We start from the raw sequence: 24,437 nt of genomic DNA on the forward strand, positions 1-24,437 counted from the left end.
CAACGCTACCAAACCGACGCTATGTGGCGGCCAGTGAATACCTCACGTAGGTAGCTGATCAGCTGAAGTTGGCGCATTTCTTCAGCTCGATTGCTGGGGTTGTTGACGCTTCCCTGCCGCAGTTCGCGATGGCGATTGTAGCCGAGCCGAATCACTTCTTCTTGGAATCGTTCCATGGCCCGGCGGCCGTCTTCTTCATGCCCACCTAGGCTCGCAAGGTTCTTGCCCGCCCAATCCACGGCAGAGCGCCGTGCGGAGACCTTCGAAATCATGGCCAGCTCATTGTGAGTCAGCCAGCCCGCAGCGGCATATTCTGCCAGAACCGCAGATACGTCCGTGCGTTCCTTGCCGCGCAAGTACCAAATGATCCACAGCATTGCCATATAAATAGGGAGCTGAAAAGCAAAACGTGTGGAGCTGCTCATTGCCGTTACCGCGGAGTAATTATGCAACCCATGAACGAGAACACCCGAACAGTATCCGATGAATCCAAGCGAAACGAGTGAAGCGAATCCCTTACGATCCGAAGCAAGTCCAATGAACAGACCTGTTAAGCCAGTTGCAAGTGGATGGATAAAAGGGTTTTCGATAGCGCGAGCTTGAAATACTGCTCCGAGCTGGTCGTAGTACTCACTGAAGTACAGGATGTTCTCTGAAAAAGCGAATCCCAAGCCCACGAGCATTCCGTATACAAGGCCATCAATTGGGCCGTTGAAGTACTTTCTGAACACCGTGTAGATGACGAGCACTCCCACCCCCTTCGCCGCTTCCTCAACGAGTGGAGCACCGACAACGATGGGCAGAACCTCCTGCTGGAACTCGCTGAGATAGGCAGTAGTTGCCATCGTTTGAGCAAACACACCGTTCCCGATGAGCGATGTGAGTGCCGCGACCCCGGCACCCCACGCAAATGCGACGGCGAATAGCCAGCTTGGTTCGGGCTCCCATTCGTCGACCCACCGGATGAATGCAAGGATAACGACGACGGGAAGCAGCGCAAGGCCTGCAACGAAGATCGTGACGCCCACTCCTCGCACACTCAAGAGTGGCAGCAGATACACAAATGCAGCCAGTGCGAGCACAATAAAACCCGCAACAGCCATGTAGAAGCGTGGGCTGTGCTTTGCGGGTTCGTTCCATCGCGGTGCGGTGTAGGAGACGTTCGGTGCTGCAGCCCCCGGGGTGACTGCTTGTGCCGATGTATCTGCGAACTCGGTGCCCCCGAAGCTCTGGTGATGGCTCATTCATCATCCATATCAACTGTGGCGGGAGCTGGAGCGTTACCAGCTAAGCGCAGAACGGATGCCAATGGTGCCCTTCGGACTTGGCTGATCTGGGCAACATGGTTGTTGTGAAAAGACCTAGTCATCCTTACATCGAGCCGGGACCGCTGCAGCTTTTCATAGATCTCTCGGTTCTCCTCCGGAATTTCGGATTCGCCAAGTTCATCCACGGTCAGTCGAAGTGTTCGGGAAAGGTCTGATTCCAGCGAACGCCGGTCTACGCCAGCTGCCGGGAAGTCGAAACCCTCAATGCGATCGAGCCCATCGTCCACAATCGGTTCCATACCTTGGCGCAAGCAGTTGTCCGCGGCATCAGCCAAGAGAATGGCGCCAGCCAGATCCAACACCCCTGAGTCTGCAAAATCGTGTGCGTACTGCGCCCGAGCAGTCAGTGCGTGTTCTAGGGTCCTTCGTGACTTCACAACGGTACGGTGCAACCGATCCAGCCGGCGCGCCATAAGCGTACTGACAAGGACCACTATGGCCACCACGATGATAACGATCAGTATCCATTCGGATGCGTTCATTCATCCACTCCGGCTTGGGCAATTCTGATGGCTGTTTCGTAGACGGCAAAGACCTGCGAAGCAACCGTGGCCCAATCATAACGATGGGCTTCCGTATGGGCACGAGCTACCGTCTGGGCGCGGCGCTCAGGATCTCTGAGGGCGTCCACCACCGTCTTTGCCAAGGCAGCGTAATCCTCGTTGGGGAACTGATCTCCAAATTTCCCAGAACCAAGAACCGCTTTGAACGCTGGAATGTCGGAGGCCACAACAAAGCTCCCCGCACTCATAGCCTCAATGAGAATAATCCCAAAGGATTCTCCACCTGTGTTGGGTGCAAGATACACGTCCACGGAACTGAGAAGAGCTGCCTTGTCATCGTCAGTGACAGCGCCGAGGAATGTGACCGCCTCGGCGTCGTCGCCAAACATCTCAGCGGCCTCCACAACATCGCCGCGTCCGGCCACAAACAGCCGAACTCCCGGCACGCGATCGCGGATTGCATGAAATGCCTGCGCCACGACGGGCAGGCCTTTGCGTGGCTCATCGAGGCGACCAAGAAACCCGAGCGTGGGATGCTCAGCAGTTCCTTCAAACCTCTTGTCCCGCGCCGCGTCCTCAAAAGCGGCTGTATTGACGCCATTGGGAACCACGAACGCGTCGCCACCCAGATACTGTACGGCCGTGCGGCGGGCTTCCTGCGAAACAGCGATACGGGTCTGGATCTTCTCCAACATGGGACGCACAAACGGCGATGCCATCTCCAATGCTCGCGACTTATCCATTGCCGTGTGGAAAGTGGAGACTACTGGGCAGTCGGCGCTCATGAGGGCAAGCATCGAAAGCGAGGGGATGAAAGGTTCGTGCACATGTAGCACGTCGAAGTCACCTTCGCGAAGCCACGCCCGCACCTGCCGATTCACGCGTGGTCCGAAGGATAGGCGGGCCACCGATCCGTTGTAGGGAATGGCCACCGCTGAGCCTGTGGGAGTGACAAAATCCGGCAGACCTTCGAAGGACTCCGCGGGAGCGATGACCCGAACATCGTGGCCGCGGCGAATGAGCTCACTCGCCAGGTCGCGAATATGAAACTGGACCCCGCCGGGAACATCCCACGAGTATGGACAGACGATACCGATCTTCATTCCTGTGCCACCTTAAGCTTCATCAACCCGGTTGTCAGGCAGAGAATGCTCCCGCCGCGTGCCCTTGGGCTGAGCATCACCAGATTGAGCGCATCCTGACGAAAGATTTGCCTGGCGCTCCTGGGAGTCCGCAGAGTTCACGTCTTCACCGCGCGCGGCTGCTGCTGCCTTCGCACGCGACTTCGCAAGGCGCGCCGGGTCCAAGTCCTCCACGAACACCTTCTGCAGCATATGCCAGTCCTCAAGATGATCCAGAAGATACGGCGTGATCGTGTCCACCCACTCTTGGCACATGCGAGCGATGTCGGCCTCTCTTTCGGCTGGAGCAGAGTGAGGTGTGGTGGTGGCTCGCACGGCCGGGAGAATGTCGATCCGGGTTCCCCACTTGGTGCCCGCTGCTGCACGGCGGGATCCCGCCAGCTTCTCATAGGAGATATACACCGGGTAAAGGCCACATCCCGTGCGCTGAGCCAGAAGAGCTGGGCCAGGCGCTACGAGCATGGGAATCCCGGCCAGCGTAACCTCAATGCCTGAAGCGGAGAGGTCCCGATCTGCCAACATCGGGGTGAAGATGTGATTTTCGCGCATATCCGCTTCCAAGGAACGAAGTGCGCCTCCTCCCTTCACCAAGGGATAAATCGTCATTCCCAAGCTCTCTCGGAAGGAAAGGAATCCTTGGAACAGCTCGGGAGGCTCGAGTTTCTCGGCAATCGTGTGGACGGTGGCGAGGTCGATGTTCGCCCAAGCTCCCGCCAGATCCCAATTGCCAGCGTGCATCAACGCGCCCGTGACAGAGCCGGATTGTAGCTCTTCGCGAACATGTTCTGTGGTGCAACCACTGACCCTAGCCAGAATCGATTCTTCGTCCCAACGGCTCAATCGGAATGACTCATAGTAGTAGCGCATGTATGACCGCATCGCCTTGGCAGATAGCGCGAGCGCCTCACGCCTCTTCATGCCCGGTCGCAGGCGAGCTTGGTTCTTCCGGAGTTGTTTGGTACCACCGATGGGAAGGAGACCAGCGAAAGTGCCGACGACGTCGAATACCGCACGTCCGGCGGATTCGGGCAAGTGATCTACTGCGCCTTGTGCCAGCGCGAACACTCGAACTGGATTCACGCTCAGAGTTTCCCTTCATTCGCAAGCGTCTTGACTTGCTTCTTGACGTGGACCATCCGCTGGATCACTGTTGCGAAAGCCGTGATGCACAGGATCCACATGGTGAGAGCCATGATCCAGTCTCCAAGCTCCATTCCTGTCAGAAGTGTTCCAAGAAGTACCACGAAGAGGCGATCAGCTCGTTCGGCCAAGCCAACGGAGGCCGTCATTCCAAGTCCTTCGGCACGGGCTCTGGCGTACGGCACCACGGATCCAAAGACCAACGCGCCGAGCCCGCCGATGAGAATCCATTCCACGTAGGAGGAATCTGCGTGAAGGTACGCCCATACGAGGAGTCCACAGAAGATGGCTGCGTCCGAGATGCGATCGAGTGTGGAGTCAAGGAAAGCACCCCACTTGGAAGCCGTGCCTGTGAGCCGGGCGATTTGCCCGTCCAAGTTGTCAAAGATGACCAAGGCAGCGATCACCAAAGCGCCCACCGTCAGGTGGTCCAGCGGAAGCAAGGTCAACGAAGCGACCACTCCAGCGATAGTCCCGGTGATGGTGATTGTGTCAGCAGAAATGTGCAGCTTGACGCACGCACGGGCAATTGGTCCAAAGAGAACAGCCGCAAGAGGGCGGCCAGTTCGGCTCAGCATGATCTGTACTCACTTCCGATTCTGCCACCCGGCTGGGATTGTGCATACGGATGGCGATTCCATCGCATAGTCTAGCGGGGTGGCACCTGCTGCCGAACCTACACGCGTGCTGAACGGCAGTCACTGCATGCCGGGGGAACAGTGATAGCGGATCCCCTCCTTCTGCCACAACTGTGCCAAGTGGCTCACTCGCGGTAAGAATGACGCCCACTCGCCCACCCCAGATCCGGCCCACGCCACTTCTGCCAGTGCCGCGAGCCGCGGCAACAGCATGTATGTGAGGTCGTCGAAGGTTCGGATGGTCTCGGTGAAAAGGCAGGCCTCAACGCCGGCAACTTCAATGCCGGCGGGAGCTATTGTTCGCGGGTCCCATTCCAAGGACTGTCTGAGCTCACCCGTTCCCATCCACGTAGTGCCCAAGGCCTCTTCTTCGGAGTACTTCATATCCACATATGCGCGCGACGCTGGCGATGCGATGAGCTTCACTCCACGTCTGCCTGCCGCCGCCAGTTCTTCCGTTTCTTGGCGTTCGTCCCACAGTTGGACGAAGTCGCCCATCTTGAGATGGGAAGCTCCTTCTTGCCATGCGACAACTGACCTGCCTTCGCTATGCACATGGGATGCCATCTGTGAGACGAGTGCATCGAACTCATCGCGAGTGGTTGCGAGGCATTCGTCTGCGCCAATGTGGACGGGCCCGACGTCGACCCCCATCAACGTACGTGATATAGCGGAAAGAAACTCGTGGGTCAGTTCCGCTTGTGTGGACAGTGTGGAGAAGCCAACTTCAACGCCTGTGTAGGGATCTGGTGAAGTACCTGTTGGACTCAGGCCGGGAAGTGCATGCAGTGCGGCGTTGACGTGCCCGGGTACGTCAATCTCCGGCACGACTGTCAGACCGTTGCGTGCGGCGTAATCCACGATGGTACGAATATCTGATGTTGTGAAGAATCCGCCGCCGTCCATTCCAACAGATGTCTGCGAGGATCGCTCGACCAACTCGGGAAACTCTGGAACCTCGATACGCCAGCCTTGATCGTCACTTAGATGCAGATGAAGCACGTTGAGGCGCAGCGAAGCCGCGATGTCGATAATCGCGCAGATGTCATCCACACCAAAGAAGTGACGTGCCACATCAATGGACAATCCTCGCCATGGGAACTCTGGGCGATCGAGGATCGTTAGCCGGGTCCCTAGGGCCGGAGCTTGCAGCTGCATGGCGGCCGCTGTGCCGTGCCGCAGTCCAGTTGGAGTAACGGCATCAACCTGGATTCCATCCTTATCCCAGATCACGCGATATGCCTCGCGCTCTTGCCACAGAGTGAGTGGTTCCGCAAATCCCAGATCCCGAGCGGTGGCTCGGAGCGACGTGGCGATTCTTGCCGCTCCTTCCTCCGATGGAACAGGCGCTGAACGTGACGGCTCTTCGAACTCCACTCTCACATCGAATGGACGCGGAACTAATCCGTTGTTGGCAAACGACTCCATACCCTTGACCTCCACCATAGTGACCTCTTTCATACATGGTATTCGACACATTAATTGTAAGTGTGCTTTACTAACATTTATGAGGCCTCGAACTCTTCGTCAAACGACGCTCTCGCATCCAGCAGATGCTCGTACTCAAAACCGGTCTGTCGTGCTGCAGCACCTCTTTCAGTCCGGTCCAGAGTCACGGGCGGAACTAGCTCGGTCAACAGGCCTCACTCGTGTCACCATTTCCGCTCTCATAGAGGATCTCCTAGCAGAAGGTTTGGTCTCCGAACTCGGTAGAGAGAACCGGCCAGGCAAGGTTGGAAAGCGGGCCACGCTCGTCGGGCTGTCTGAAGACAACTGGCAGATTGCGGCCGCGACTTTGACCAATGACGGCATCATGTCAGGTGCGATCATGTCGCTAACTGGAACTCTCCTCCACCGCGTGGACGAACCACGCGTCCTGCCCGGCGGACCACAGGCCGTGCCCGTCGTTACCGATTTCTGCCGCAAGCTAGTAGCACTCGCAGACACACACGTCCTGGGCCTAGGAATCTCATCCCCTGGAATCATTTCGCCAGATGGCGTCATCGAACAAGCTCCCAATCTCGGGTGGTTTGACCTGCCCTTGGCCTCACTCCTTCAAGAGGAACTTGACATTCCAGTGCGCGTGGCAAATGACGCCAATGCCGCAGCGCTCGCAGAGTTCACATTCCATAGGCCCCGCACAGACACCCTGCTTCGCATCACGATCGGCGTGGGCGTTGGCGCCGGAGTTGTTGATGCCGGGGCTCTCATACACGGAACCGACAACGCAGCTGGAGAGATCGGCCATGTCACCGTCATCGATGAGGATTCGCATGGCCCGCTCGGCCCACCACGTCCCTGTGCGTGCGGCCGATCCGGTTGTCTTGAGACGGTTCTTTCTCAATCCGCACTACGTTGCGTCGCCGCTGGCGAATGGGGCGACGACGTCGTCGGGATCATGAACGCCATTGGGGTTCAGTTAGGAACAGTACTGGCACCCGTCACGGCCACTCTCAACGTTGCCGACATCATCATCGCGGGTCCAGAAGGAATCGACCTTTCCCCATTGCTTCAAGCAACCGACCAGACGATCCGTAAGCGCACGCTTCCACGATCACACCGAAATCTCCGGGTTCACCTCTCAAGCATTGGTGTCGACGGCGCACTTCGAGGCGCTGCCGTGCTCGTGCTTTCGGGTCAGCTCGGTATCTCATAACCACCACGAAGGCCACCACACAGAAGAAAGGACCACACGATGGTCAAGCGAACGAAGGCGATCGCAGCACTTGCGGCGCTGACAATGTTGGGAGTTACTGCATGCTCCTCCGGCGGCGATGCCGCTGACCCGTCAGACACAGCCACCACTGCCGCCACTCAGGACAACTCCGACAAGACAATCACCCTCTGGCTCGCAGGATCTGACACACCTGATGAACTGCGTGACTACCTTGTCACCACATTCCACGAGAACACCGGTGCAACGCTCAAGATCGAAGAGCAAGCCTGGAGCGATCTGGTCACAAAACTCACAACCGCCCTGCCCGATGAAGCCAACACGCCAGACGTAGTGGAAATCGGTAACACGCAGGCTCCAACATTTACGACCGTCGGAGCCTTCCGAGATCTCAGTCCGATCTACGAGGAGCTGGGAGGGTCGGACTTGCTGCAATCATTCGTTGACGTCGGAACAGTTGACGGGAAGCAGTACGCGCTCCCCTACTACTTCGGTTCGCGCTACATGTTCTACCGCGCAGACATCTGGAAAGCAGCTGGTGTGGAAGTTCCCACCACGCTGGCTGAGTTCACCGATGCCGTCACATCGCTGACAACCGACCAGCAATCCGGATTCGCCATGGGCGGCCAAGACTGGCGCAACGGCATCTCGTGGGTCTTCGCAAACGGAGGCGAATTGGCAACGGTGGATGGCACCACCTGGACCTCCACACTGTCCGATCCCAACACCATAAAAGGTTTGGAGATGTGGCAAGACGTCGTTATGAACGCCTCCAACTTGCCAACTACGGAACGCGACGTCGCTTACTGGGACTTCCTCAATGATGGTACGGACGGCGCCGCACCTGAAGCAGCCACCATCATGGCTCCGGGCTGGGCTCGTTGGTCGATCGGTGATCTGACCAAGAATGACGCCGGCGAAGAGGTTCGCGATGGCATGGTCGACGACTCCAAGTTCGATATCTTTGCCTTGCCGGGCGTCGACGGCGGCGTAGCACCCGTCTTCGCAGGTGGATCCAACATTGCCATCTCGGCAAAGTCTGCAAATCCCGAACTCGCTGAGGATCTGCTTCGCATCATCTTCTCCGAGGAGTACCAGACCATGCTTGGCGAAAACGGCCTAGGACCCGCCAACACCAAGTACACCTCAGCACTTGGTGATGACAAGTTCGCCAAGACGATGATCGAGACCGCCGAAAACTCCAAGTTGACCCCAGCGGCACCCGGATGGGCAGCAATTGAGGGCGCATTCGTCTACGAAGAGCTCTTCCAGAAGATCGCCGACGGTGGCGATGTCACTGAACTCGCATCTGAGTATGACGCCAAGTTGACGCCAATGCTCAACGGAAACTAACACACCGTGGCGGGGCCCAGTTGAGGGCCCCGCCACCCCAACCCACCGGAGTCAGAATGTCCATCGCTCCACCAACGCACGCAGACGTCACTGCCACGCCACGGCGCCGAAAGCCGAACCGAGCACCTTTCTTCCTTCTCATCGCACCCATTCTCGTGTTGCTTGCCGGATTGGGATACCCACTCTTTTGGCAGATCGTCACCTCATTCCAAGAGTTTGGACTTGCTCAACAGTTCGGCCAGCCACCTACATTTGCGGGTCTGGACAACTACGCGCGCATCTTCAGTGATGATCGCCTGTGGTCAGTAGTTGCCCGCTCGCTTATCTTCTGTGTGGTAAATGCTCTTATCACAGTCCTCATCGGACTGTTGTTTGCCCTCCTCATGCGTGCCGTACACAATGGCATTCGCGTCATTGTGCAGATAGCTCTGCTGTTGGCGTGGGCGATGCCGATGGTGGCAGCCGTTACGATCTTCCGTTGGTTGTTCGACTACCGCACCGGCGTCGTGAACTGGCTGTTAACCAGCATCGGATTAGACCAGTTTGACCACTTTGCGTGGCTCTCCCAGCCAGCAACTTTCTATGTGGTGGGCAGCGTCATCATCATCTGGATGTCAGTTCCGTTTGTTGCGCTCTCTCTGTTTGCCGCACTCACCCAGGTTCCAGAAGAAGTCATTGAGTCTGCGCAGATGGACGGCGCATCGCCCTTCCAGTTGCTCCACTACATCTATATCCCGATGGTCCGGCCAGTCCTATCCATCGTTCTGTTGCTCCAACTCATCTGGGATCTGCGCGTGTTCGCACAAATCCGTTTGCTTCAAGATGCTGGCGCCCCCGTAAGTGAAACGAACCTCCTGGGCAACTTCATTTACGAACTCGGCATGGCCAGCCACGATTTCGGTGCCGCATCAGCTGTTTCCCTCTTTGTCTTGGCCCTGACCATCGTGATCAGTTGGCCATACGTCCGTTCACTACTCAAGGAGGACGCGTGACGACCGCCCCTGCCTCCACCGCCACCGTAGCCGCGCCGGCCAGCATCTCCTCTAGGCCCTCGCGCCGACTGCGGATCCGGCCCCGAAAGCTGTTCAACGACCTGCTCGGCATCGTCGTCGCCCTTGTATGGATCTTCCCCGTGTACTGGATGTTCCTCTCCGCGTTAACACCAAACGCCCGGCTACGCCAGATGCCCCCTTCGTTCTTGCCAACCCACGCCACGCTCGTGAACTTCACAAGGGCCATGACTGATCCCGGGTTCCTTCCCGCACTGAGAATGAGCCTGACTATCACACTGGTCACCGTGTGTATTGTGTTGGTGGTCGCGTTCCTCGGGGCACTAGCAATCAGTCGTTTCAGATTCCGGGGCCGAAAAGCGTTCATCGTCTCCATCTTGGTAATCCAGATGCTTCCCGCCGAGGGCCTCTTCATCGCCCAGTACAAGATGCTCTCAACAGTGGGCGGATACGTTCCCGCATTCGGATTGAACTCGGTTTTGGGCGTCACGGTTCTCTATTCCGCTGCAATCATTCCGTTCACGATTTGGATGCTTCGGGGATTCGTGGCCGGTGTACCTGTGGAACTCGAAGAAGCCGCCATGGTGGACGGCCTTTCCCGTACGCAGGCCTTCCTTCGTATAACGTTCCCGCTGCTCGCTCCCGGCTTGGTCTCCTCAGGTGTTTATGCTTTCTTGCAGGCGTGGAATGAGTTTACGATCGCGCTCGTCACGCTGCCTGACCAAGCCTCGCAAACTCTTCCGCTCTGGCTGCGTGGATTCCTCAACGCCTCTGTGAATCGTGGCGTGGATTGGGCGCAAGTTATGGCAGCATCAACGATCATCGCGATTCCCGTGATCATCTTCTTCATGTTGGTTCAAGGGCGAATGACGTCGGGGCTGGTCTCGGGAGCGGTGAAAGGATGAAACCGCTCTTCCTTGATGACCTGCTGGACTCGGAGAGCTTTGCCATCGGGGTCGACGTCGGAGGAACCAAGACTCGCGCTGTCGCATTCAGTGCTCACGGTGTACTCGGATCCATGAAGGTCCCGACCGAGCGCGGGCCTGACGGCGTGGTGGCAACAGTACGCCAGGTGGTCACTGCCCTGTGCGATCCGGAAGCCGGTAGGCTCACGGGCGTGCTTCGCGCGGTAGGCGTAGGCATACCCGGGGTGGTAGATAGTCAGGCTGGAACGGTCTCCCACGGCGTCAACGTAGGGATTCTTGGGGAGAATGTGCCGCTTGGCAAGCGCCTCGCGGCCGAACTCAACATTCCGGTCACACTCGTCAACGATACCGACGCAGCCACGCTCGGTGCCGCCCGCACCACAGGATCTGGCGACGACGTCGCCCTCCTTTCAGTTGGAACTGGGCTTGCTGCCGGGTTCATCTTAGATGGCGTTCCACGCAAGGGAGCTTCCGGCAGTGCCGGGGAGATAGGCCACATGGTCTACCGGGAGAATGGATTGCCGTGTGCTTGCGGGCAGCGAGGATGCCTCGAGGTCTACGCATCCGGACGAGCCCTTGACCGCTTATGGCCCGGCGCACAGGCAGGGCATTCTGGTGAGGAACTCTTTGCTGCCGCCGATTCTGGTGCTCCCGAAGCCGTCGAGGCCCGCGATCAGTGGATTCGCGCGCTTGCACACGCAGTGACGATGACGGCGCTCAGTGTGGATCCTGCCGCAATTGTGTTGGGAGGCGGAGTCAGCGAGCTTGGCCCCCAGTTACTTGAGCATCTGCGCGAGGAGCTGACGGCCCGCGCGAGCCATTCGCCCTTCCTCGAACACGCGAATGTAGCCGGGCGTATCAGCCTCGTTCCGCCTGGTGCCGAGATCGCGGCATTAGGGGCCTGCTTGGCGGCCCTCCGACCGCACAACATCCAAGCCCATTAGAGACACGGCGAACCTTTAGCACGGTGGCTTCTTGTGCCTCAGCCGAACAACTTCTGCCACGTGGCAGCGAGCTCACGCCGCGTGTCGCCGAGAATTGCTGGCACTGCCTTTGTCTGCGCGATGATCGGAAAGAAGTTCGCATCCCCGCCCCATCTGGGAACAATGTGCTGGTGGATGTGCGCAGCAATTCCAGCGCCTGCAACCTCACCTTGGTTCATGCCAAGGTTGAATCCGTGCGGATGCATCGTGGCCCCCAGAACCTGCATTGCGCGGGAGGTCATCAGGGCCATTTCGCTGCGCTCTTCCTCCGTCAGATCGGGATACATCGAGACATGGCGATACGTACAGATGAGCACGTGCCCAGAGTTGTATGGGTACAGGTTGAGAAGGCCAAAACAGCTTTGTCCTCGGGCAAAGATGAGGCCCGATTCATCGTCCACGGTTGGCGCATGGCAGAACGGGCACTCAGCCGAAGCCGGTGAGGCAGGCTTGTTTTCGCCTCCTATATAGGCAGCGCGATGGGGTGTCCACAACCTTTGCAGTCCATCGGGATCTCCTGGAAAGGAATCCGCTTCTTCGAAGGTCATGCCCACCCCACCTCACTACTCGGGTTTCACTCAGCCGTGACTACTGGCTCCATGCGTTCATATTCAGGTTCGTTCACGCGCCGCTTTACCACATCAACAATATGGGCGATAGCCGCGTCAATCGGCACACCGTTCTCTTGATGCCCATCGCGGTAGCGGAAGGAAATAGCATTCGCTTCAACGTCCTCACCGCCAGCGATGAGGGTGAACGGAATCTTCTCCTTGGCAGCATTGCGGATCTTCTTACCGAAACGATCGTCAGATTGATCCACCTCAACGCGGATGCCTTGCGCACGCAACTTAGCGGCGACGTCGGCGACGTATCCATCGAACGCTTCAGCCACGGGGACGATTCGTGCCTGGACCGGAGCCAACCACGCAGGGAAGGCACCAGCGTAATGCTCAACCAATACCCCGATGAAACGTTCCACAGAGCCCAGCTTGGCGGAATGAATCATGACCGGGCGCTGGCGCGAGCCATCGGAGGCTGTGAACTCCAAGCCGAACCGCTCCGGCTGGTTGAAGTCGTACTGCACCGTGGACATCTGCCACGTGCGGCCCAGAGCATCCCTCACTTGCACCGAGACCTTAGGGCCATAGAAGGCAGCGCCACCTGGATCTGGAACAAGATTCAAGCCGGTCGATTCGCACGCCTCAGTGAGAATTCGAGTGGCATCGGCCCAATCCTCATCCGAACCAATGAACTTGTCTTTCTTCTTGCCATCCTCATCACGCGTGGACAACTCGAGATAGAAGTCGGTTAGACCAAAGTCGCGCAGGATTCCCAAGAAGAAGTTGAGCAGCATAGTGATCTCATCTTTAGCTTGCTCATGGGTGCAGTAGGTATGGGAATCGTCCTGGGTGAACCCACGCATGCGGGTCAGACCGTGCACAACGCCTGACTTCTCATACCGGTAGTCATGACCCATCTCGAAGAACCGCAACGGAAGCTCACGGTATGAACGCCCTCGCGATCTAAAGATGAGGTTATGCATTGGGCAGTTCATGGCCTTGAGGTAATAAGCCTGACCAGCCTTCGTCACATTTCCTTCGGAATCGACTTCCTCATCAACGTTCATCGGGGGAAACATCGTGTCTGCATAATAGGGCAGATGGCCCGACGTTTTGAACAGATCACCCTTTGAGATCTCAGGGGTGTGGACAAAGTCAAAGCCGGCTTCGAGGTGGCGGCTGGTCACGTACTCTTCAATAACGTGCCGCAAGATCCCACCCTTGGGGTGGAACACAACCAAGCCCGGGCCCACTTCTTCGGGGAACGAATACAGATCGAGCTCCGAGCCAAGCTTGCGGTGATCGCGCTTCTCAGCTTCACGGATGCGCTCTTGATAGGCCACCAGTTCGTCCTTGGTTGGCCAAGCCGTGCCGTAGATGCGCTGCAAGCCATCATTGGACTGGTCGCCCTTCCAATAGGCCGCAGAGGCCTTTGTCAAAGCGAAACCATTACCAAGAAGCTTAGTACTGGGCACATGGGGTCCCCGGCACAGGTCCTTCCACGCCACCGTGCCATCGCGGCGAACGTTGTCGTAAATAGTTAGCTCGCCGTGGCCAACCTCCACCGCGGCGTCTTCTGCTCCCCCACCTTTGGTGGTGATGAGTTCGAGCTTGTAGGGCTGGTCGGCTAGTTCAGCCTGAGCTTCACCTTCAGTGACCACCCTGCGCTGGAACCTCTGGCCCTCTTTGACAATGCGCTTCATCTTCTTTTCAAGATCACGAAGAAGCTCTGGAGTCACGGCATCAATGTTGCCAAAGTCGTAGTAGAAACCGTCCGTAATGAAAGGACCAATACCCAAGTTCACGTCGGGGAACGTATCCTGTACCGCTTGAGCGAGTACGTGCGTTGTGGAGTGGCGAAGAATGTTGAGCCCGTCAGTGCTGGCCACATCCACACCTTCGACGACGGCGCCTTCGGGCAAGGACGTCAGGTCCGTGCTCAGATCCTTCAGTTCACCATCGATCCGCACTGCAATGATAGTGCGTTCCCCCGAATAGAATTCGATTCCGGTGGTGAGTTCGGAAGACTCGAAGGGGTGATCGTCAATCAAAATCTGGGACACGTGGTCTCCTCATATGTTGGGCGCGTACATACGGCGGCACGCGCTTGACAGAAGTGAGCACATACGCAGGTGCACACCCCGTCTATGATACTCGACTTAGTTGGGTGTGCTGTTCAGAGGCGTGAGGGCCCTAGAGCCGATAAGAGTGGGCGATACTGGGATCGAACCAGTGACCTCTTCCGTGTCAGGGAAGCGCGCTCCCGCTGCGCCAATCGCCCATACATGAAGAACCGGCTTGCGCCGGTCCGATTTTGAGCGGATGACGGGACTCGAACCCGCGACCCTCACCTTGGCAAGGTGATGCTCTACCAACTGAGCCACATCCGCAATATGTGCCGTTTTCACGACTTTTCAATGTTCGAGGCTCTGAATTCCTTCAGAGCCTCTTCCATAGTGGGCGATACTGGGATCGAACCAGTGACCTCTTCCGTGTCAGGGAAGCGCGCTCCCGCTGCGCCAATCGCCCAAGCGAGGTGGGTACGGGATTCGAACCCGTGTGCACGGCTTTGCAGGCCGTTGCCTCGCCTCTCGGCCAACCCACCGTGCGGTGATGGTGAACCATCGTTCCACCGAGCGGATGACGGGACTCGAACCCGCGACCCTCACCTTGGCAAGGTGATGCTCTACCAACTGAGCCACATCCGCAGCAGATCCGCGGGAAGACTAGCTCCCGGCGGCGCTCCATAACTATAGGCAATCTTCGCGCGCCATGTCCAACCGAGCCGATGAGGCGCACGCCACGCCCGCATGCTTTGCGAAAGCGACTCCGTTCGGGCTATTCTCATCAGGCACGCCAATACGGGCGATTAGCTCAGTGGTAGAGCGCTTCGTTCACACCGAAGAGGTCACTGGTTCGAACCCAGTATCGCCCACCGCAAGGTCCCTTGAATTCTCAAGGGACCTTTTCGTAGGGTTAAAGGACAAAACGTGGGTTTTATGGCGGCGTGTCGGGGTTAGTTTCGGATCCATCCTGTGCGGATTGTGAGGCCGTCTTCCCAGGGTGCGCTCGTGTTGATGGTGGTGTCGATTTCGGCTGGGCCTGGGCGAGTGTTGTTGGCGTGTAGTGGTGTGGGTTGTTCGATGTTTGTTGCGAAGTCGGTGATGGGCTGGGTGTTCAGGGACCGGGAGTACAGGTAGTAGTCCATCGCTCTCAACATGTGGTGTTCGGTCAGGCCGCGGTGGGCGTGGAGATAGGCCTTCAAGGGGGCGTTGATGCCGCCTTCGAGGGGGTTTGTGGTCGATCGGAGCTTGTTGGTGGTTTCCAGGTTGGGGTCGAGATAGGTGAATAAGACGCCGTCTTTGACGTGTGTGTCCAGGGATCTGACGATGCTTCTGGTGTTGTGGTGGGTGTACCACCAGGCTTTGTTCCGTTTCGCGAATGCCGGGACCACGCCGGGTGGGGTGTCGGCTTTGAAGGTGCGTTCAGCGAGCCAGGGGTCGTAGAGGTTATGAAAGGCGGCGAGTTTCTTTTGCCACGCGATGGCTTGCTCGCTGGTGGTGATGCGTGTCAGGTCCAGTCCAAGACGGTAGAGGGCTTTGTGTTGAACGATTTTTGGTCGACTGGTGGTGACCCTGCGGATGTTGCGTTGGATGTGGACCTGGCAGCGTTGCAGACGGCTGGTGGGCCATTCCTTCCTGATCGCTGCCAGGGCTCCTTGCGCTCCGTCAGTGACGACCACCAGGGGTGCTGGGATGCGTGCGAGGAGAGCTTGGTAGGAGGCTTTCGATTCACGATCGCATAGCTGGTAGTCGATGATTCCCTGGGTGGTAGCGGCTGTGAGCACGCACCAGCCGTGGGCGATATAGGTGCCGTCGATGAAGATCTGGTCATGGATTTCACCGGTTGGTTGCCAGATCGGTTTGGTTGTCCAGCACCAGGCGTGGTCGCGGTCCCAGGTCCGGATGGATGTGGTGAGGTGGCGGCGGGGGCGGGTGTCGGTGACGTAGTCGATGAACTCGCGGAACTGTGCCAGGCGTTGCTGGTCTGCGCGTGGTGCGGTGAAGGAGTAACGGCATTCGGTGCAGTACCAGCGTTGTGTGCCTGCTCGTGTGGTGCCTTTCTTTCGACACGGGCGGTGGCAGATCGGGCAGGTACGGGCACGCGGGCTGAGTTTCTTCACCCCATGCACATAACTGTTGCCAGTTCAAGGAAGCAATCGTATTAAGGCCCGCCACCCTAAAGACAGCGACTTTCCACGATCACAGCAACGAAAAACCCGATCTTAAGACCCACCTTTGGGGGTCAGGACTGTTTTCTGGATGGTTCTGGTTTCTCCATTTTGTCACGGTTTTCTTGGATGGTGCCTCCAAGGGATGTTTTCAAGCGCTCTGTGTTATAGAAGATAAGGTAATCATTGATTGCCGTCTCGAGCTGTGCGGCACTGGTCCAGGTGTGACCGTAGAACATTTCCGTTTTCATACGTCCGAAGAATCCTTCACAGGCCGCGTTATCGGGACTACATCCCTTCTTTCCCATCGAGCGGGTGATCCCAGCAGCCTTCGTGGTCTCGATCCATTCAGCGCTCCGGTAATGTCCACCACGATCGCTATGAATAATCAGTGGGATAGCTTCCTTATCATCACGTAAAGCGTCGTGGCGCTCGGTAGGCAAACTCGCGATCGCAGCTTCCAGCATCGACTGCGTCATCACCTTGTCCGGTCGTCGACTCGTCTGCCACGCCACCACTTTCCCATCACAGCAATCAATCATCGGGCTGAGATAGACCTTGGCGTCCGAAGCAGCAAACTCACTGACATCAGTGAGCCATAGTCTGTCAGGCTCATCAGCATGAAAATTCCTCTTGACGTGATCATCTGGGGCCGGGCTTGTCTCTCCCTCATAACTGGAATAGCGACGCTTGCGGTGAGCGTAATAAACCGGGATCTGATGTTCTTTCATCAAACGACGAACAACCTTCTCAGAAACAGTCACCCCAAGACGCTTGAGTTTGAGCCAGACCCGTGCAGAACCATACGTAAAGCCCGAATCGCCAGCAATCTTCTCAATCCTGCCAGCGAGCTCGCCATACTTGTCGGGACGTTCAAGCACACCCCGACAATAGTGGTAGCTACTGGCCGAGATCGCGCACGCCTCCAGCAGCATCACGAAAGGAAGACGAGCACGCAACCGGTCAATGATGCGTGTCTTGTTCAGGTTCGACAGTTGTCCCGGGATGACGCCCCCGTCTTTTTTTACCAGATCAAGCTCGTGTTCCAACACATGCTTTTCCACTAGAAGCCTGGCCGCCAAACGACGCAACTCGTCAGGATCATCCGGCAATGACTTCTCTAGTTGAGCTCGAGTGGCTAACCCATCAGCCTCGCGTTTCTCACGTCTAGTCATCAGGGCCCGCTCACCTTCTTGGTTCCATAGCCGCATCCACTTATACAACAGCATATGGTTAACAATGCCGAGATCCCCAGCAATGTCTTTAACTGATTGGCCAGCATTCATCCGCTCCACGGCGCTCAACTTAACAGTCCATGGATAGTGGCGGGCAGGCTGCCTCTTCACGACCGGTTTGCGACCTCGACGAGACTGATGCACCCAATCATGGAGCACATGCCGAGACGGATACCCCAACTTCCGGATCGTCTTGACATACGAACCCAACCTACGGAACGTCGCCACAGCCACACGCTTCTGCTCAGCTGAATACACAACCCTCATACAAGCCTCCCGAAAAGATACGGAAAACTGTCCAGACCCCCTTTTGTCTCTTAACCCTTTTCGTATGGCCCCACCGCTCATCCTGATGCGGGTTAAAGGCCAAAAGTGGTGTTTTTATTTTGGTGGGTGTGTTGCGGTTTAGTGTGATCGTCCTGCCCAGCCTTTTCGGGGCCAGAGGCCTTCTTCTTTGGTGAGTGCGGTGTCGTAGTGGACGGGCATGTCCCCGACGGTGGGTTTGAGTTTGGCTTTGGTCTTTCTCTTTGGGATTGTGCGGCGTTGTGGCCTGCCAGCTGTGTTCCATTCTCGGAGTATGTGGCTGGCTGATTGAGGGTTTTCGGTTGTGGAATGCAGGTACCAGTTGATCATTGCTTGCATGTGTGTTTCCGTCATTCCCCGATGTGCGTAGGTGAGTGCGCGGATGCGTGAGTTGATTGATTCGACAGGGTTCGTGGTGCGTTCCTGTGGCGGGTCGAAGTCGAGGAAGGCGAAGAGGCTTCCCTCTTGTTGGAGGCGTGCCAGGCGGTGGTAGACACGCCTGTCACGTTCATGGGTGTACCACCATGTTCGCCCTTCCCGACGCTGGGAGGCCGGGACATCACGGGCCCAGGTTCGTTCCGTGAAATAGGCCTGGTACTGGGTGTGGAGCTGGACAAGCAGACCAGACCAAGCCGCTGCTTCCTGCCGGGTTTTGACTTTCAAGAGTCGGATGGATAAGCCATAAAGAGCTTTCCCTGCAGGGGTGGCAGGACGGTGGGTCAGATCGCGTAGGTTGTTGCGGTGAACATGGACCAGGCAGCGTTGAACAGGAGTATCAGGCCACAGGTCATGGAGGGCTTTCAGGGCTCCACCGGCCCCGTCGGTGGTGACAAGACAGGGAGGAGCGATCTGGTCCAGTAACGCCATGTAGGCGGCTTTCGTTTCGCGTGTCGTCCACTGCCAGGTAACAACATGACTCTGGCTACGAGCGATCAGCAGGCACCAGCCGTAGGGAAGGTAGATGCCGTCAATGAAGACTTGGGAGTAGACCTCGCCTGTTGGTTCTACCTGCGGAGTAGGAATGCTCCAGCACCATTGCCAGTCACGGCGCTGAGTTCTCAGGCTGGTGCCAGTCATGTGTGCCTGTGTGCTGGTGCCCGTCACATATTCAAGGAATCGGGTCAGAACAGCTGTGTCGGTAATATCTGGCCGTCCAGCACTGAGGCGGTGTGGATCTTGGCCGCAGGTCGCGCACCGGTATCGGATTCTTCCGTTGCGGTACCCATTCTTCAGGACTGGGCCACACGCGCAGATGGAGCAGGGTCGTGTTGATCGTTGTCTTCCCACACACCCATATGCAGGCATTCCAAGGCGCTACCACATAACCAGAGGAAAGTGGGAGAAGCAGACACAATCACGCCTCATCTTGCCTCACAAGCAAGACGATCCCGACCTTTCCCCACCATCACACCGAAAACCCAGACATAAAAACACCAATCCTGGCCTTTAACCCGCCAATGCTCATCGGCGTTTCCTCGGCCGAAATCAGCAGCGTTTGGGCCGTCATTTCCTTGCAGGTTTCGCGAAAGCCTGCGTGAACCTCCCACAGATGGGCAATTACGTGAGATTCTTGTGCCATGCAGATTTGGCCAGGAAACGCGTACCCCCTCGGGGCAACTTTTGACGGAACAGGCACCAACTTCTCAATCTACTCGTCGGTAGCCGAGAGCATTGAGCTGTGCTTGTTGGATGAAGATGACAATGAGACCGCGGTTGAACTGCGCGAAGTGGACGGCTCAGTGTGGCACTGCTATATCCCGGCAGTTCGTCCGGGCCAACGCTACGGGTACCGGGTATATGGCCCATACGATCCAAGCAGCGGGCTGAGGTGTGACCCTTCGAAGCTACTTCTGGATCCCTACGCGAAAGCAATAGACGGCCAGATACACAACCATCAAGCGCTGTTCTCCTATGACTTCGCAGATCCGTCACAGCGCAAGGAACTGGATTCGCTTGGCCACACGATGGTTTCAGTGGTGGTGAACCCGTACTTTGACTGGGGCCGGGACCGCCCACCGGGCCACGACTACTCAAACTCGATCATCTACGAGGCTCACGTCAAGGGTATGACAATGCGTCACCCTGACATTCCCGAGGAATACCGTGGCACCTATCTAGGTATGTGCCATCCGGTGATCGTCGACTACTTGTCAAAGCTGGGAGTGACGGCAATCGAGCTCATGCCCTGCCACCAGTTCGTCAATGACACCTCTCTGCAGGAAAAGGGCCTATCCAATTACTGGGGTTACAACACAATCGGCTTCTTTGCGCCGCACAACGGATACACCAGTGCCAGCAATGACACCGGGCAGGTCCACGAGTTCAAAGAGATGGTGAAGACCTTCCACGAGGCTGACATCGAAGTGATCATGGATGTGGTCTACAACCACACCGCCGAGGGCAACCATATGGGCCCAACCCTCTCTTTCAAGGGAATAGACAACCCTTCGTACTACCGCCTAGTGGAGGAAAGCCCGGAGCACTACTTCGACACCACCGGGACCGGCAACTCACTGAACATGCGTAGTCCCCACACTCTTCAGCTCATCATGGATTCGTTGCGCTACTGGGTCACAGACATGCATGTGGATGGTTTCCGTTTCGATCTGGCTTCCACCCTCGCTCGTGAGCTCCACGCCGTAGATAAGCTTTCATCGTTCTTTGACATCATCCAACAGGATCCAATCATCTCCCAAGTCAAGCTCATCGCAGAGCCGTGGGACGTTGGTGAGGGCGGATATAACGTGGGCGAATTCCCACAACTGTGGTCAGAATGGAACGGCAAGTACCGCGATACTGTGCGCGACTTCTGGCGGGGTGAACCTGCAGTGCTTTCCGAACTGGCGTATCGGCTCACAGGTTCGTCTGACCTGTACGAGTCATCGGGCAGGCGCCCGATGGCCTCCATCAACTTTGTGACCGCTCACGATGGCTTCACGCTGCGCGACCTTGTCTCTTTCAATGACAAGCACAACGATGCCAACCGCGAAGGCAACAATGACGGAGAGACAAACAACCGCTCGTGGAACTGCGGAGTTGAGGGAGAGACAGACGATCCTGATGTCGTTCATCTTCGCGACCGCCAAGTTCGCAACTTCCTGACCACCTTGTTGCTCTCTCAAGGTGTCCCGATGATCGCGCATGGTGATGAGATCGGACGAACTCAGGAAGGCAACAACAACACATACTGTCAGGACAATGAGATCGCGTGGGTGGACTGGGAGCTAACCAAGGCAGATCTGGCACTCCTCACGTTCACCAGCAACCTCATTGCGTTCAGGAAAGAGCACCCCGTGCTTCGCAGGCGGCGTTTCCTCTCTGGCGAGTCCACCCGCGGAGGGCGCACATCTATTGGTGAGGTGGAGTGGTTCCGGCCTGATGCCACACTCATGCAGGATGAAGATTGGTCCACAGGATTTGCCCGTTCACTCATGGTGTTCTTGAATGGTTCAGAGATTCGTGAACCAGACGCGCGCGGCAACCGCATTGAGGATGATGACATCCTTATTACGTTCAATGCCAGCGATGAACCTGTCACTTTTGTGATTCCGGATGCGGCATACGGAGATACCTGGCGCATTGTCCTAGACACGGGTTCCCACGGGGACCCTGACGCCGAACAACACCCAGGAGATTCATTCGAGATCGCACCCCGCGCAATATGCGTGCTTCTCCACGAACTTTGGGATCCAAACGCCTTCCATCTCGAGGATGAGGAGGTCGACGACGTCGCAGATACCTCGCCTGGTTTTGTGCCACCTCGCCGGAAGGCAAGCGATTCCTGATTGCCCATATGCCGCTCTCACGCCACCAAGTGTTTGATCGCGGACAGCTTACTCATGGGCTTCGGCCCGAACTCCGGGTAGGCTCTCTCTATGACCTCAGTCACGGATACACGCAGATTCCCAGCCATTCACTCGCATGTTCCCGCCCCTGAGCGCAGGCAGCCCATCTCGACGTATCGGCTTCAGCTTGGCCCGCAGTTCACGTTCGCTCAAGCCATCGAGGTGGTTCCTTACCTCAAGAGGCTCGGCATCTCAGATGTCTACTGCTCCCCCATTCTGCAGGCCGCACCTGGTTCAACCCATGGGTACGACGTCGTCGATCACACGCGTATCTCACAAGAAATGGGCGGGCGCGCCGGCTTCCAACGGCTCGCAGACACTGCACACGCCAACGGAATGGGCATTGTGGTGGATGTGGTTCCCAACCATATGGCCGTTCCCACTCCTCTTTACCTGAACAAAGCTCTGTGGTCCGTGTTGCGATGGGGAGCTGACTCGGCATACTCGAGTTGGTTTGACATCGACCTCGAGGACAACCACGACGGCCTCCTTATGCCAGTACTCGGGGAACGGATCGGTTCCGTGTTGGCGAAAGGAGAGATCACACTCGAAAAGATGGTGGTTCCCGGATTTGAGGACGACGGCGAACAGCATGTGCTGCGCTACTTTGAGCACGTATTTCCAGTGCGGGCCCAGACGGAGAGCCTGCCGCTAACAGAACTGTTGGATCGTCAGTTCTATCGGTTGGCATACTGGCGAGTTGCCGAAGAAGAACTGAACTATCGGCGATTCTTTGACGTAGACACGCTGGCTGCGATCCGAGTGGAGCGTCCCGAGGTCTTCGACCAGTCGCACGCGCTTCTGCTCGAACTCTTTGACCGAGGATACATCGACTCCTTTCGCATCGATCATCCCGACGGCCTAGCTGACCCTCGCCAGTACCTCGAACGTCTACACGCGGCCACCGGAGGCGCATGGATCGCTGTGGAGAAGATCCTCGAAGGTGATGAGGAGTTACCCAGTGATTGGAAGTGCTCGGGAACAACAGGCTACGACGCTTCGCGGCGAATAGATGCCCTTCTCACTGATCCCTCCGGAGTCAATCAGCTGCTTGCCCAATACGTAGAGCTGTCCAATACGATCAGCCCATACGAAACGATCGAACGCAAGTCGAAAGCACAGATCATCACCACCTCCCTTCATTCGGAGATGGAAAGACTGACAATGCTCATCGCGCAGATCTGCCATACAGATGTGCGCTTGCGCGACCACACTACTCGATCACTGCGAGAAGCTCTGGGCGCACTCCTCGTGGAAATGGATCGATACCGTGCTTACGTGGTTCCTTCTGAACAGCCTGGCTCCGTCGCTGAAAACGCCATCCGCTCCGCCGCAACTCGCGCTGCAGAGTACCTTCCCGAGGATCGCCGCGAGTCTCTCGAGGTAGTAGTAGACATTATCCTCGGCAAAGAGATCGGGTCCGCGGGCTTAACCTACGTTGATTCGCGTGCTGAAGCGATTATCAGGTTTCAACAGGTCAGCGGCGCTGTGATGGCCAAAGGTTTGGAAGATACCACCTTCTATCGCTTCACTGCGCTGACCAGCGCCACGGAAGTGGGTGGAAACCCCAATAGACCCACGCTCACACCTGATGATGTTTCCACCTGGGCGGAACGCGTAGCTCAACGGTGGCCCGTCACGATGTCCACGCTGACCACGCACGATACGAAGCGTGGTGAAGACACCCGAGCAGCTATCGCCGTGCTCTCCGAATGGGCTGTTGAATGGCGCGCTCTTGTCAGCTCGCTGCGCGCCCACACCGCAGCCGAGCGACCAGCGGAGTTGGACGGTCAGATTGAGAACCTCTTGTGGCAGACAATCATTGGCACGTGGACCGATGAAGGTCCCATAGAGTCGGAGCGCCTTGTCACCTATCTGCGCAAGGCCGCGCGTGAGCAAAAGACCTGGACAACATGGACATCTCCGGATCTGACCAAAGAGGAGGCTCTGTTTACCTACACCCGTCACCTCCTTTCAGATCCAGTCTCAGTGCTAGCGTTCAGCACAGCACACAGTCAGATGGCAGCGTGCCGCCGAGTAACGAACTTGTCGCAGAAAGCGCTCGCGCTCACACTTGTTGGGGTAAGTGACGTGTACCAAGGAGAAGAGGTCATACAGAACTCGCTCGTTGACCCGGATAACCGCCGACCAGTGGATTTCGCGGCCATTTCTGACTCGCTGAAACAACTGGACTTCAACGGTGGGCTTCCCTCGCACCCCTCACTCGATCAAGAAAAGTTGTGGGTCACCTCCCGCCTCTTGCGTCTGCGAAGTGAACACACCACAGCCTTCGCCTCACAGCAATCGGGCTACACGCCACTCCCCGTCACCACCGGCCATGCCTTTGCGTTCGCTCGAACGATCGATGGGAATCCCGACGTCGTCGTCGTGTGCAAACGATTGCACCGGACGTTGTCTGATTCGGGTGGATTCGGACGCCACAACGTCGTCTTGCCTTCTGGCCGGTGGAAGGACGTGCTGACAGGCGCTGAGTTCAGCGGAGGTGTGACGGATTTGGCGTTTCTCCTAGGAACGCTACCCGTCGCGGCACTGGAGAGGGTGTGAG

Annotated in this window: 19 protein-coding genes and 6 tRNA genes; 8 read left to right on the forward strand and 17 right to left on the reverse strand. The window is 57.3% G+C overall.

The genetic code is table 11. The annotated features are described in order from the left end of the window. Positions 1-5 precede the first annotated feature (5 nt). The 6 genes from H2O17_RS06855 to H2O17_RS06880 form a co-directional block, all read right to left on the reverse strand. Positions 6-1,244 carry a PrsW family intramembrane metalloprotease gene (locus H2O17_RS06855; protein ID WP_182049018.1) on the reverse strand — a complete coding sequence of 413 codons (1,239 nt, stop codon included), beginning with the start codon at positions 1,242-1,244 and terminating at the stop codon, positions 6-8. Continuing rightward, positions 1,241-1,810, reverse strand: a complete 570-nt coding sequence (locus H2O17_RS06860; RefSeq protein ID WP_182049019.1) for a hypothetical protein — start codon at positions 1,808-1,810, stop codon at positions 1,241-1,243. Before H2O17_RS06860 ends, H2O17_RS06855 begins: the two co-directional genes overlap by 4 nt. After that, complete coding sequence (locus H2O17_RS06865) at positions 1,807-2,934, reverse strand: glycosyltransferase family 4 protein (RefSeq protein ID WP_182049020.1); 1,128 nt, start codon at positions 2,932-2,934, stop codon at positions 1,807-1,809. The genes H2O17_RS06860 and H2O17_RS06865 overlap by 4 nt, the downstream gene beginning before the upstream one ends. Before the next feature lie 12 nt (positions 2,935-2,946). After that, positions 2,947-4,053, reverse strand: a complete 1,107-nt coding sequence (locus tag H2O17_RS06870) for a phosphatidylinositol mannoside acyltransferase (RefSeq protein WP_182049021.1) — start codon at positions 4,051-4,053, stop codon at positions 2,947-2,949. A 2-nt stretch (positions 4,054-4,055) separates the two neighbouring features. Then, complete coding sequence (gene pgsA / locus H2O17_RS06875; protein WP_182049022.1) at positions 4,056-4,691, reverse strand: phosphatidylinositol phosphate synthase; 636 nt, start codon at positions 4,689-4,691, stop codon at positions 4,056-4,058. A gap of 120 nt (positions 4,692-4,811) precedes the next feature. After that, entirely contained in the window at positions 4,812-6,212 is a 1,401-nt protein-coding gene (locus H2O17_RS06880) for a family 20 glycosylhydrolase (RefSeq protein WP_182049023.1), read from the reverse strand. Between the two features lie 118 nt (positions 6,213-6,330). Here H2O17_RS06880 and H2O17_RS06885 point away from each other — a divergent pair, with 118 nt between their 5' ends. Genes H2O17_RS06885 through H2O17_RS06905 form a run of 5 tightly spaced genes read left to right on the forward strand, consistent with a single transcriptional unit; the run spans position 6,331 to position 11,658 of the window. Continuing rightward, the gene (locus tag H2O17_RS06885) at positions 6,331-7,407 is read left to right on the forward strand and encodes an ROK family transcriptional regulator (protein WP_182049024.1); all 1,077 of its coding nucleotides are present in this window, start codon (positions 6,331-6,333) and stop codon (positions 7,405-7,407) included. A 39-nt stretch (positions 7,408-7,446) separates the two neighbouring features. Then, complete coding sequence (locus H2O17_RS06890; RefSeq protein ID WP_182049025.1) at positions 7,447-8,778, forward strand: extracellular solute-binding protein; 1,332 nt, start codon at positions 7,447-7,449, stop codon at positions 8,776-8,778. A 56-nt stretch (positions 8,779-8,834) separates the two neighbouring features. Next, positions 8,835-9,770 (forward strand): carbohydrate ABC transporter permease, encoded by a 936-nt coding sequence (locus H2O17_RS06895; RefSeq protein WP_182049026.1) that lies wholly within the window; start codon positions 8,835-8,837, stop codon positions 9,768-9,770. Continuing rightward, positions 9,767-10,693, forward strand: coding sequence for a carbohydrate ABC transporter permease (locus H2O17_RS06900; protein ID WP_246311177.1), 927 nt, complete (start codon positions 9,767-9,769; stop codon positions 10,691-10,693). The genes H2O17_RS06895 and H2O17_RS06900 overlap by 4 nt, the downstream gene beginning before the upstream one ends. After that, positions 10,690-11,658: an ROK family protein gene (locus H2O17_RS06905; protein ID WP_182049027.1), complete on the forward strand. Its 969-nt coding sequence runs from the start codon at positions 10,690-10,692 to the stop codon at positions 11,656-11,658. The genes H2O17_RS06900 and H2O17_RS06905 overlap by 4 nt, the downstream gene beginning before the upstream one ends. A 38-nt stretch (positions 11,659-11,696) precedes the next feature. Here H2O17_RS06905 and H2O17_RS06910 read toward each other — a convergent pair whose 3' ends face one another. From H2O17_RS06910 to H2O17_RS06940, 7 genes are all read right to left on the reverse strand, one after another. Beyond that, positions 11,697-12,245 (reverse strand): HIT family protein, encoded by a 549-nt coding sequence (locus H2O17_RS06910; protein ID WP_182049028.1) that lies wholly within the window; start codon positions 12,243-12,245, stop codon positions 11,697-11,699. Between the two features lie 26 nt (positions 12,246-12,271). Continuing rightward, positions 12,272-14,263, reverse strand: a complete 1,992-nt coding sequence (thrS, locus tag H2O17_RS06915; RefSeq protein ID WP_425486309.1) for a threonine--tRNA ligase — start codon at positions 14,261-14,263, stop codon at positions 12,272-12,274. 203 nt (positions 14,264-14,466) lie between these two features. Beyond that, positions 14,467-14,538: transfer RNA gene (locus H2O17_RS06920), tRNA-Val, on the reverse strand. A 36-nt stretch (positions 14,539-14,574) separates the two neighbouring features. Then, positions 14,575-14,647, reverse strand: a tRNA-Gly gene (locus tag H2O17_RS06925). A 67-nt stretch (positions 14,648-14,714) separates the two neighbouring features. After that, positions 14,715-14,786 (reverse strand) — tRNA-Val (locus H2O17_RS06930). Between the two features lie 5 nt (positions 14,787-14,791). After that, a tRNA-Cys gene (locus tag H2O17_RS06935) sits at positions 14,792-14,862 on the reverse strand. A 30-nt stretch (positions 14,863-14,892) separates the two neighbouring features. Further along, positions 14,893-14,965 (reverse strand) — tRNA-Gly (locus H2O17_RS06940). Between the two features lie 155 nt (positions 14,966-15,120). Here H2O17_RS06940 and H2O17_RS06945 point away from each other — a divergent pair. Then, positions 15,121-15,192, forward strand: a tRNA-Val gene (locus H2O17_RS06945). Positions 15,193-15,273: 81 nt separating this feature from the next. On the opposite strand, the gene H2O17_RS06950 is transcribed toward H2O17_RS06945, so the two are convergent. The 4 genes from H2O17_RS06950 to H2O17_RS06965 all read right to left on the reverse strand — a co-directional run bounded on the left by H2O17_RS06950 (position 15,274) and on the right by H2O17_RS06965 (position 19,605). Next, the gene (locus tag H2O17_RS06950) at positions 15,274-16,440 is read right to left on the reverse strand and encodes an IS1249 family transposase (protein WP_182049030.1); all 1,167 of its coding nucleotides are present in this window, start codon (positions 16,438-16,440) and stop codon (positions 15,274-15,276) included. A gap of 122 nt (positions 16,441-16,562) precedes the next feature. Next, on the reverse strand, positions 16,563-17,834 hold the full coding sequence (locus tag H2O17_RS06955) for an IS3 family transposase (RefSeq protein ID WP_220456730.1): 1,272 nt from the start codon (positions 17,832-17,834) through the stop codon (positions 16,563-16,565). A 294-nt stretch (positions 17,835-18,128) separates the two neighbouring features. Beyond that, entirely contained in the window at positions 18,129-19,331 is a 1,203-nt protein-coding gene (locus tag H2O17_RS06960) for an IS1249 family transposase (RefSeq protein WP_246311178.1), read from the reverse strand. A gap of 100 nt (positions 19,332-19,431) precedes the next feature. Then, entirely contained in the window at positions 19,432-19,605 is a 174-nt protein-coding gene (locus tag H2O17_RS06965; protein ID WP_182049033.1) for a hypothetical protein, read from the reverse strand. Here H2O17_RS06965 and glgX point away from each other — a divergent pair. After that, positions 19,604-21,811, forward strand: coding sequence for a glycogen debranching protein GlgX (gene glgX / locus H2O17_RS06970; protein WP_182049034.1), 2,208 nt, complete (start codon positions 19,604-19,606; stop codon positions 21,809-21,811). The genes H2O17_RS06965 and glgX overlap by 2 nt on opposite strands. A gap of 90 nt (positions 21,812-21,901) precedes the next feature. Continuing rightward, a complete protein-coding gene (gene treY, locus H2O17_RS06975) occupies positions 21,902-24,436 on the forward strand; it encodes a malto-oligosyltrehalose synthase (protein ID WP_182049035.1) in 2,535 nt (844 codons plus the stop codon). Position 24,437: the final 1 nt, after the last annotated feature.

The sequence above is a fragment of the Changpingibacter yushuensis genome (assembly GCF_014041995.1).
Classification (GTDB): domain Bacteria; phylum Actinomycetota; class Actinomycetes; order Actinomycetales; family Actinomycetaceae; genus Changpingibacter; species Changpingibacter yushuensis.

Excerpts from the sequence above, each read along its gene's own strand:
- H2O17_RS06855 (WP_182049018.1), bottom strand. The coding sequence starts at position 1,244 with ATGAGCCATCACCAGAGCTTCGGGGGCACCGAGTTCGCAGATACATCG.
- H2O17_RS06860 (WP_182049019.1), bottom strand. The coding sequence starts at position 1,810 with ATGAACGCATCCGAATGGATACTGATCGTTATCATCGTGGTGGCCATA.
- H2O17_RS06865 (WP_182049020.1), bottom strand. The coding sequence starts at position 2,934 with ATGAAGATCGGTATCGTCTGTCCATACTCGTGGGATGTTCCCGGCGGG.
- pgsA (WP_182049022.1), bottom strand. The coding sequence starts at position 4,691 with ATGCTGAGCCGAACTGGCCGCCCTCTTGCGGCTGTTCTCTTTGGACCA.
- H2O17_RS06880 (WP_182049023.1), bottom strand. The coding sequence starts at position 6,212 with ATGAAAGAGGTCACTATGGTGGAGGTCAAGGGTATGGAGTCGTTTGCC.
- H2O17_RS06890 (WP_182049025.1), top strand. The coding sequence starts at position 7,447 with ATGGTCAAGCGAACGAAGGCGATCGCAGCACTTGCGGCGCTGACAATG.
- H2O17_RS06895 (WP_182049026.1), top strand. The coding sequence starts at position 8,835 with ATGTCCATCGCTCCACCAACGCACGCAGACGTCACTGCCACGCCACGG.
- H2O17_RS06905 (WP_182049027.1), top strand. The coding sequence starts at position 10,690 with ATGAAACCGCTCTTCCTTGATGACCTGCTGGACTCGGAGAGCTTTGCC.
- H2O17_RS06910 (WP_182049028.1), bottom strand. The coding sequence starts at position 12,245 with ATGACCTTCGAAGAAGCGGATTCCTTTCCAGGAGATCCCGATGGACTG.
- H2O17_RS06960 (WP_246311178.1), bottom strand. The coding sequence starts at position 19,331 with ATGCCTGCATATGGGTGTGTGGGAAGACAACGATCAACACGACCCTGC.
- glgX (WP_182049034.1), top strand. The coding sequence starts at position 19,604 with ATGCAGATTTGGCCAGGAAACGCGTACCCCCTCGGGGCAACTTTTGAC.
- H2O17_RS06965 (WP_182049033.1), bottom strand. The coding sequence starts at position 19,605 with ATGGCACAAGAATCTCACGTAATTGCCCATCTGTGGGAGGTTCACGCA.
- treY (WP_182049035.1), top strand. The coding sequence starts at position 21,902 with ATGACCTCAGTCACGGATACACGCAGATTCCCAGCCATTCACTCGCAT.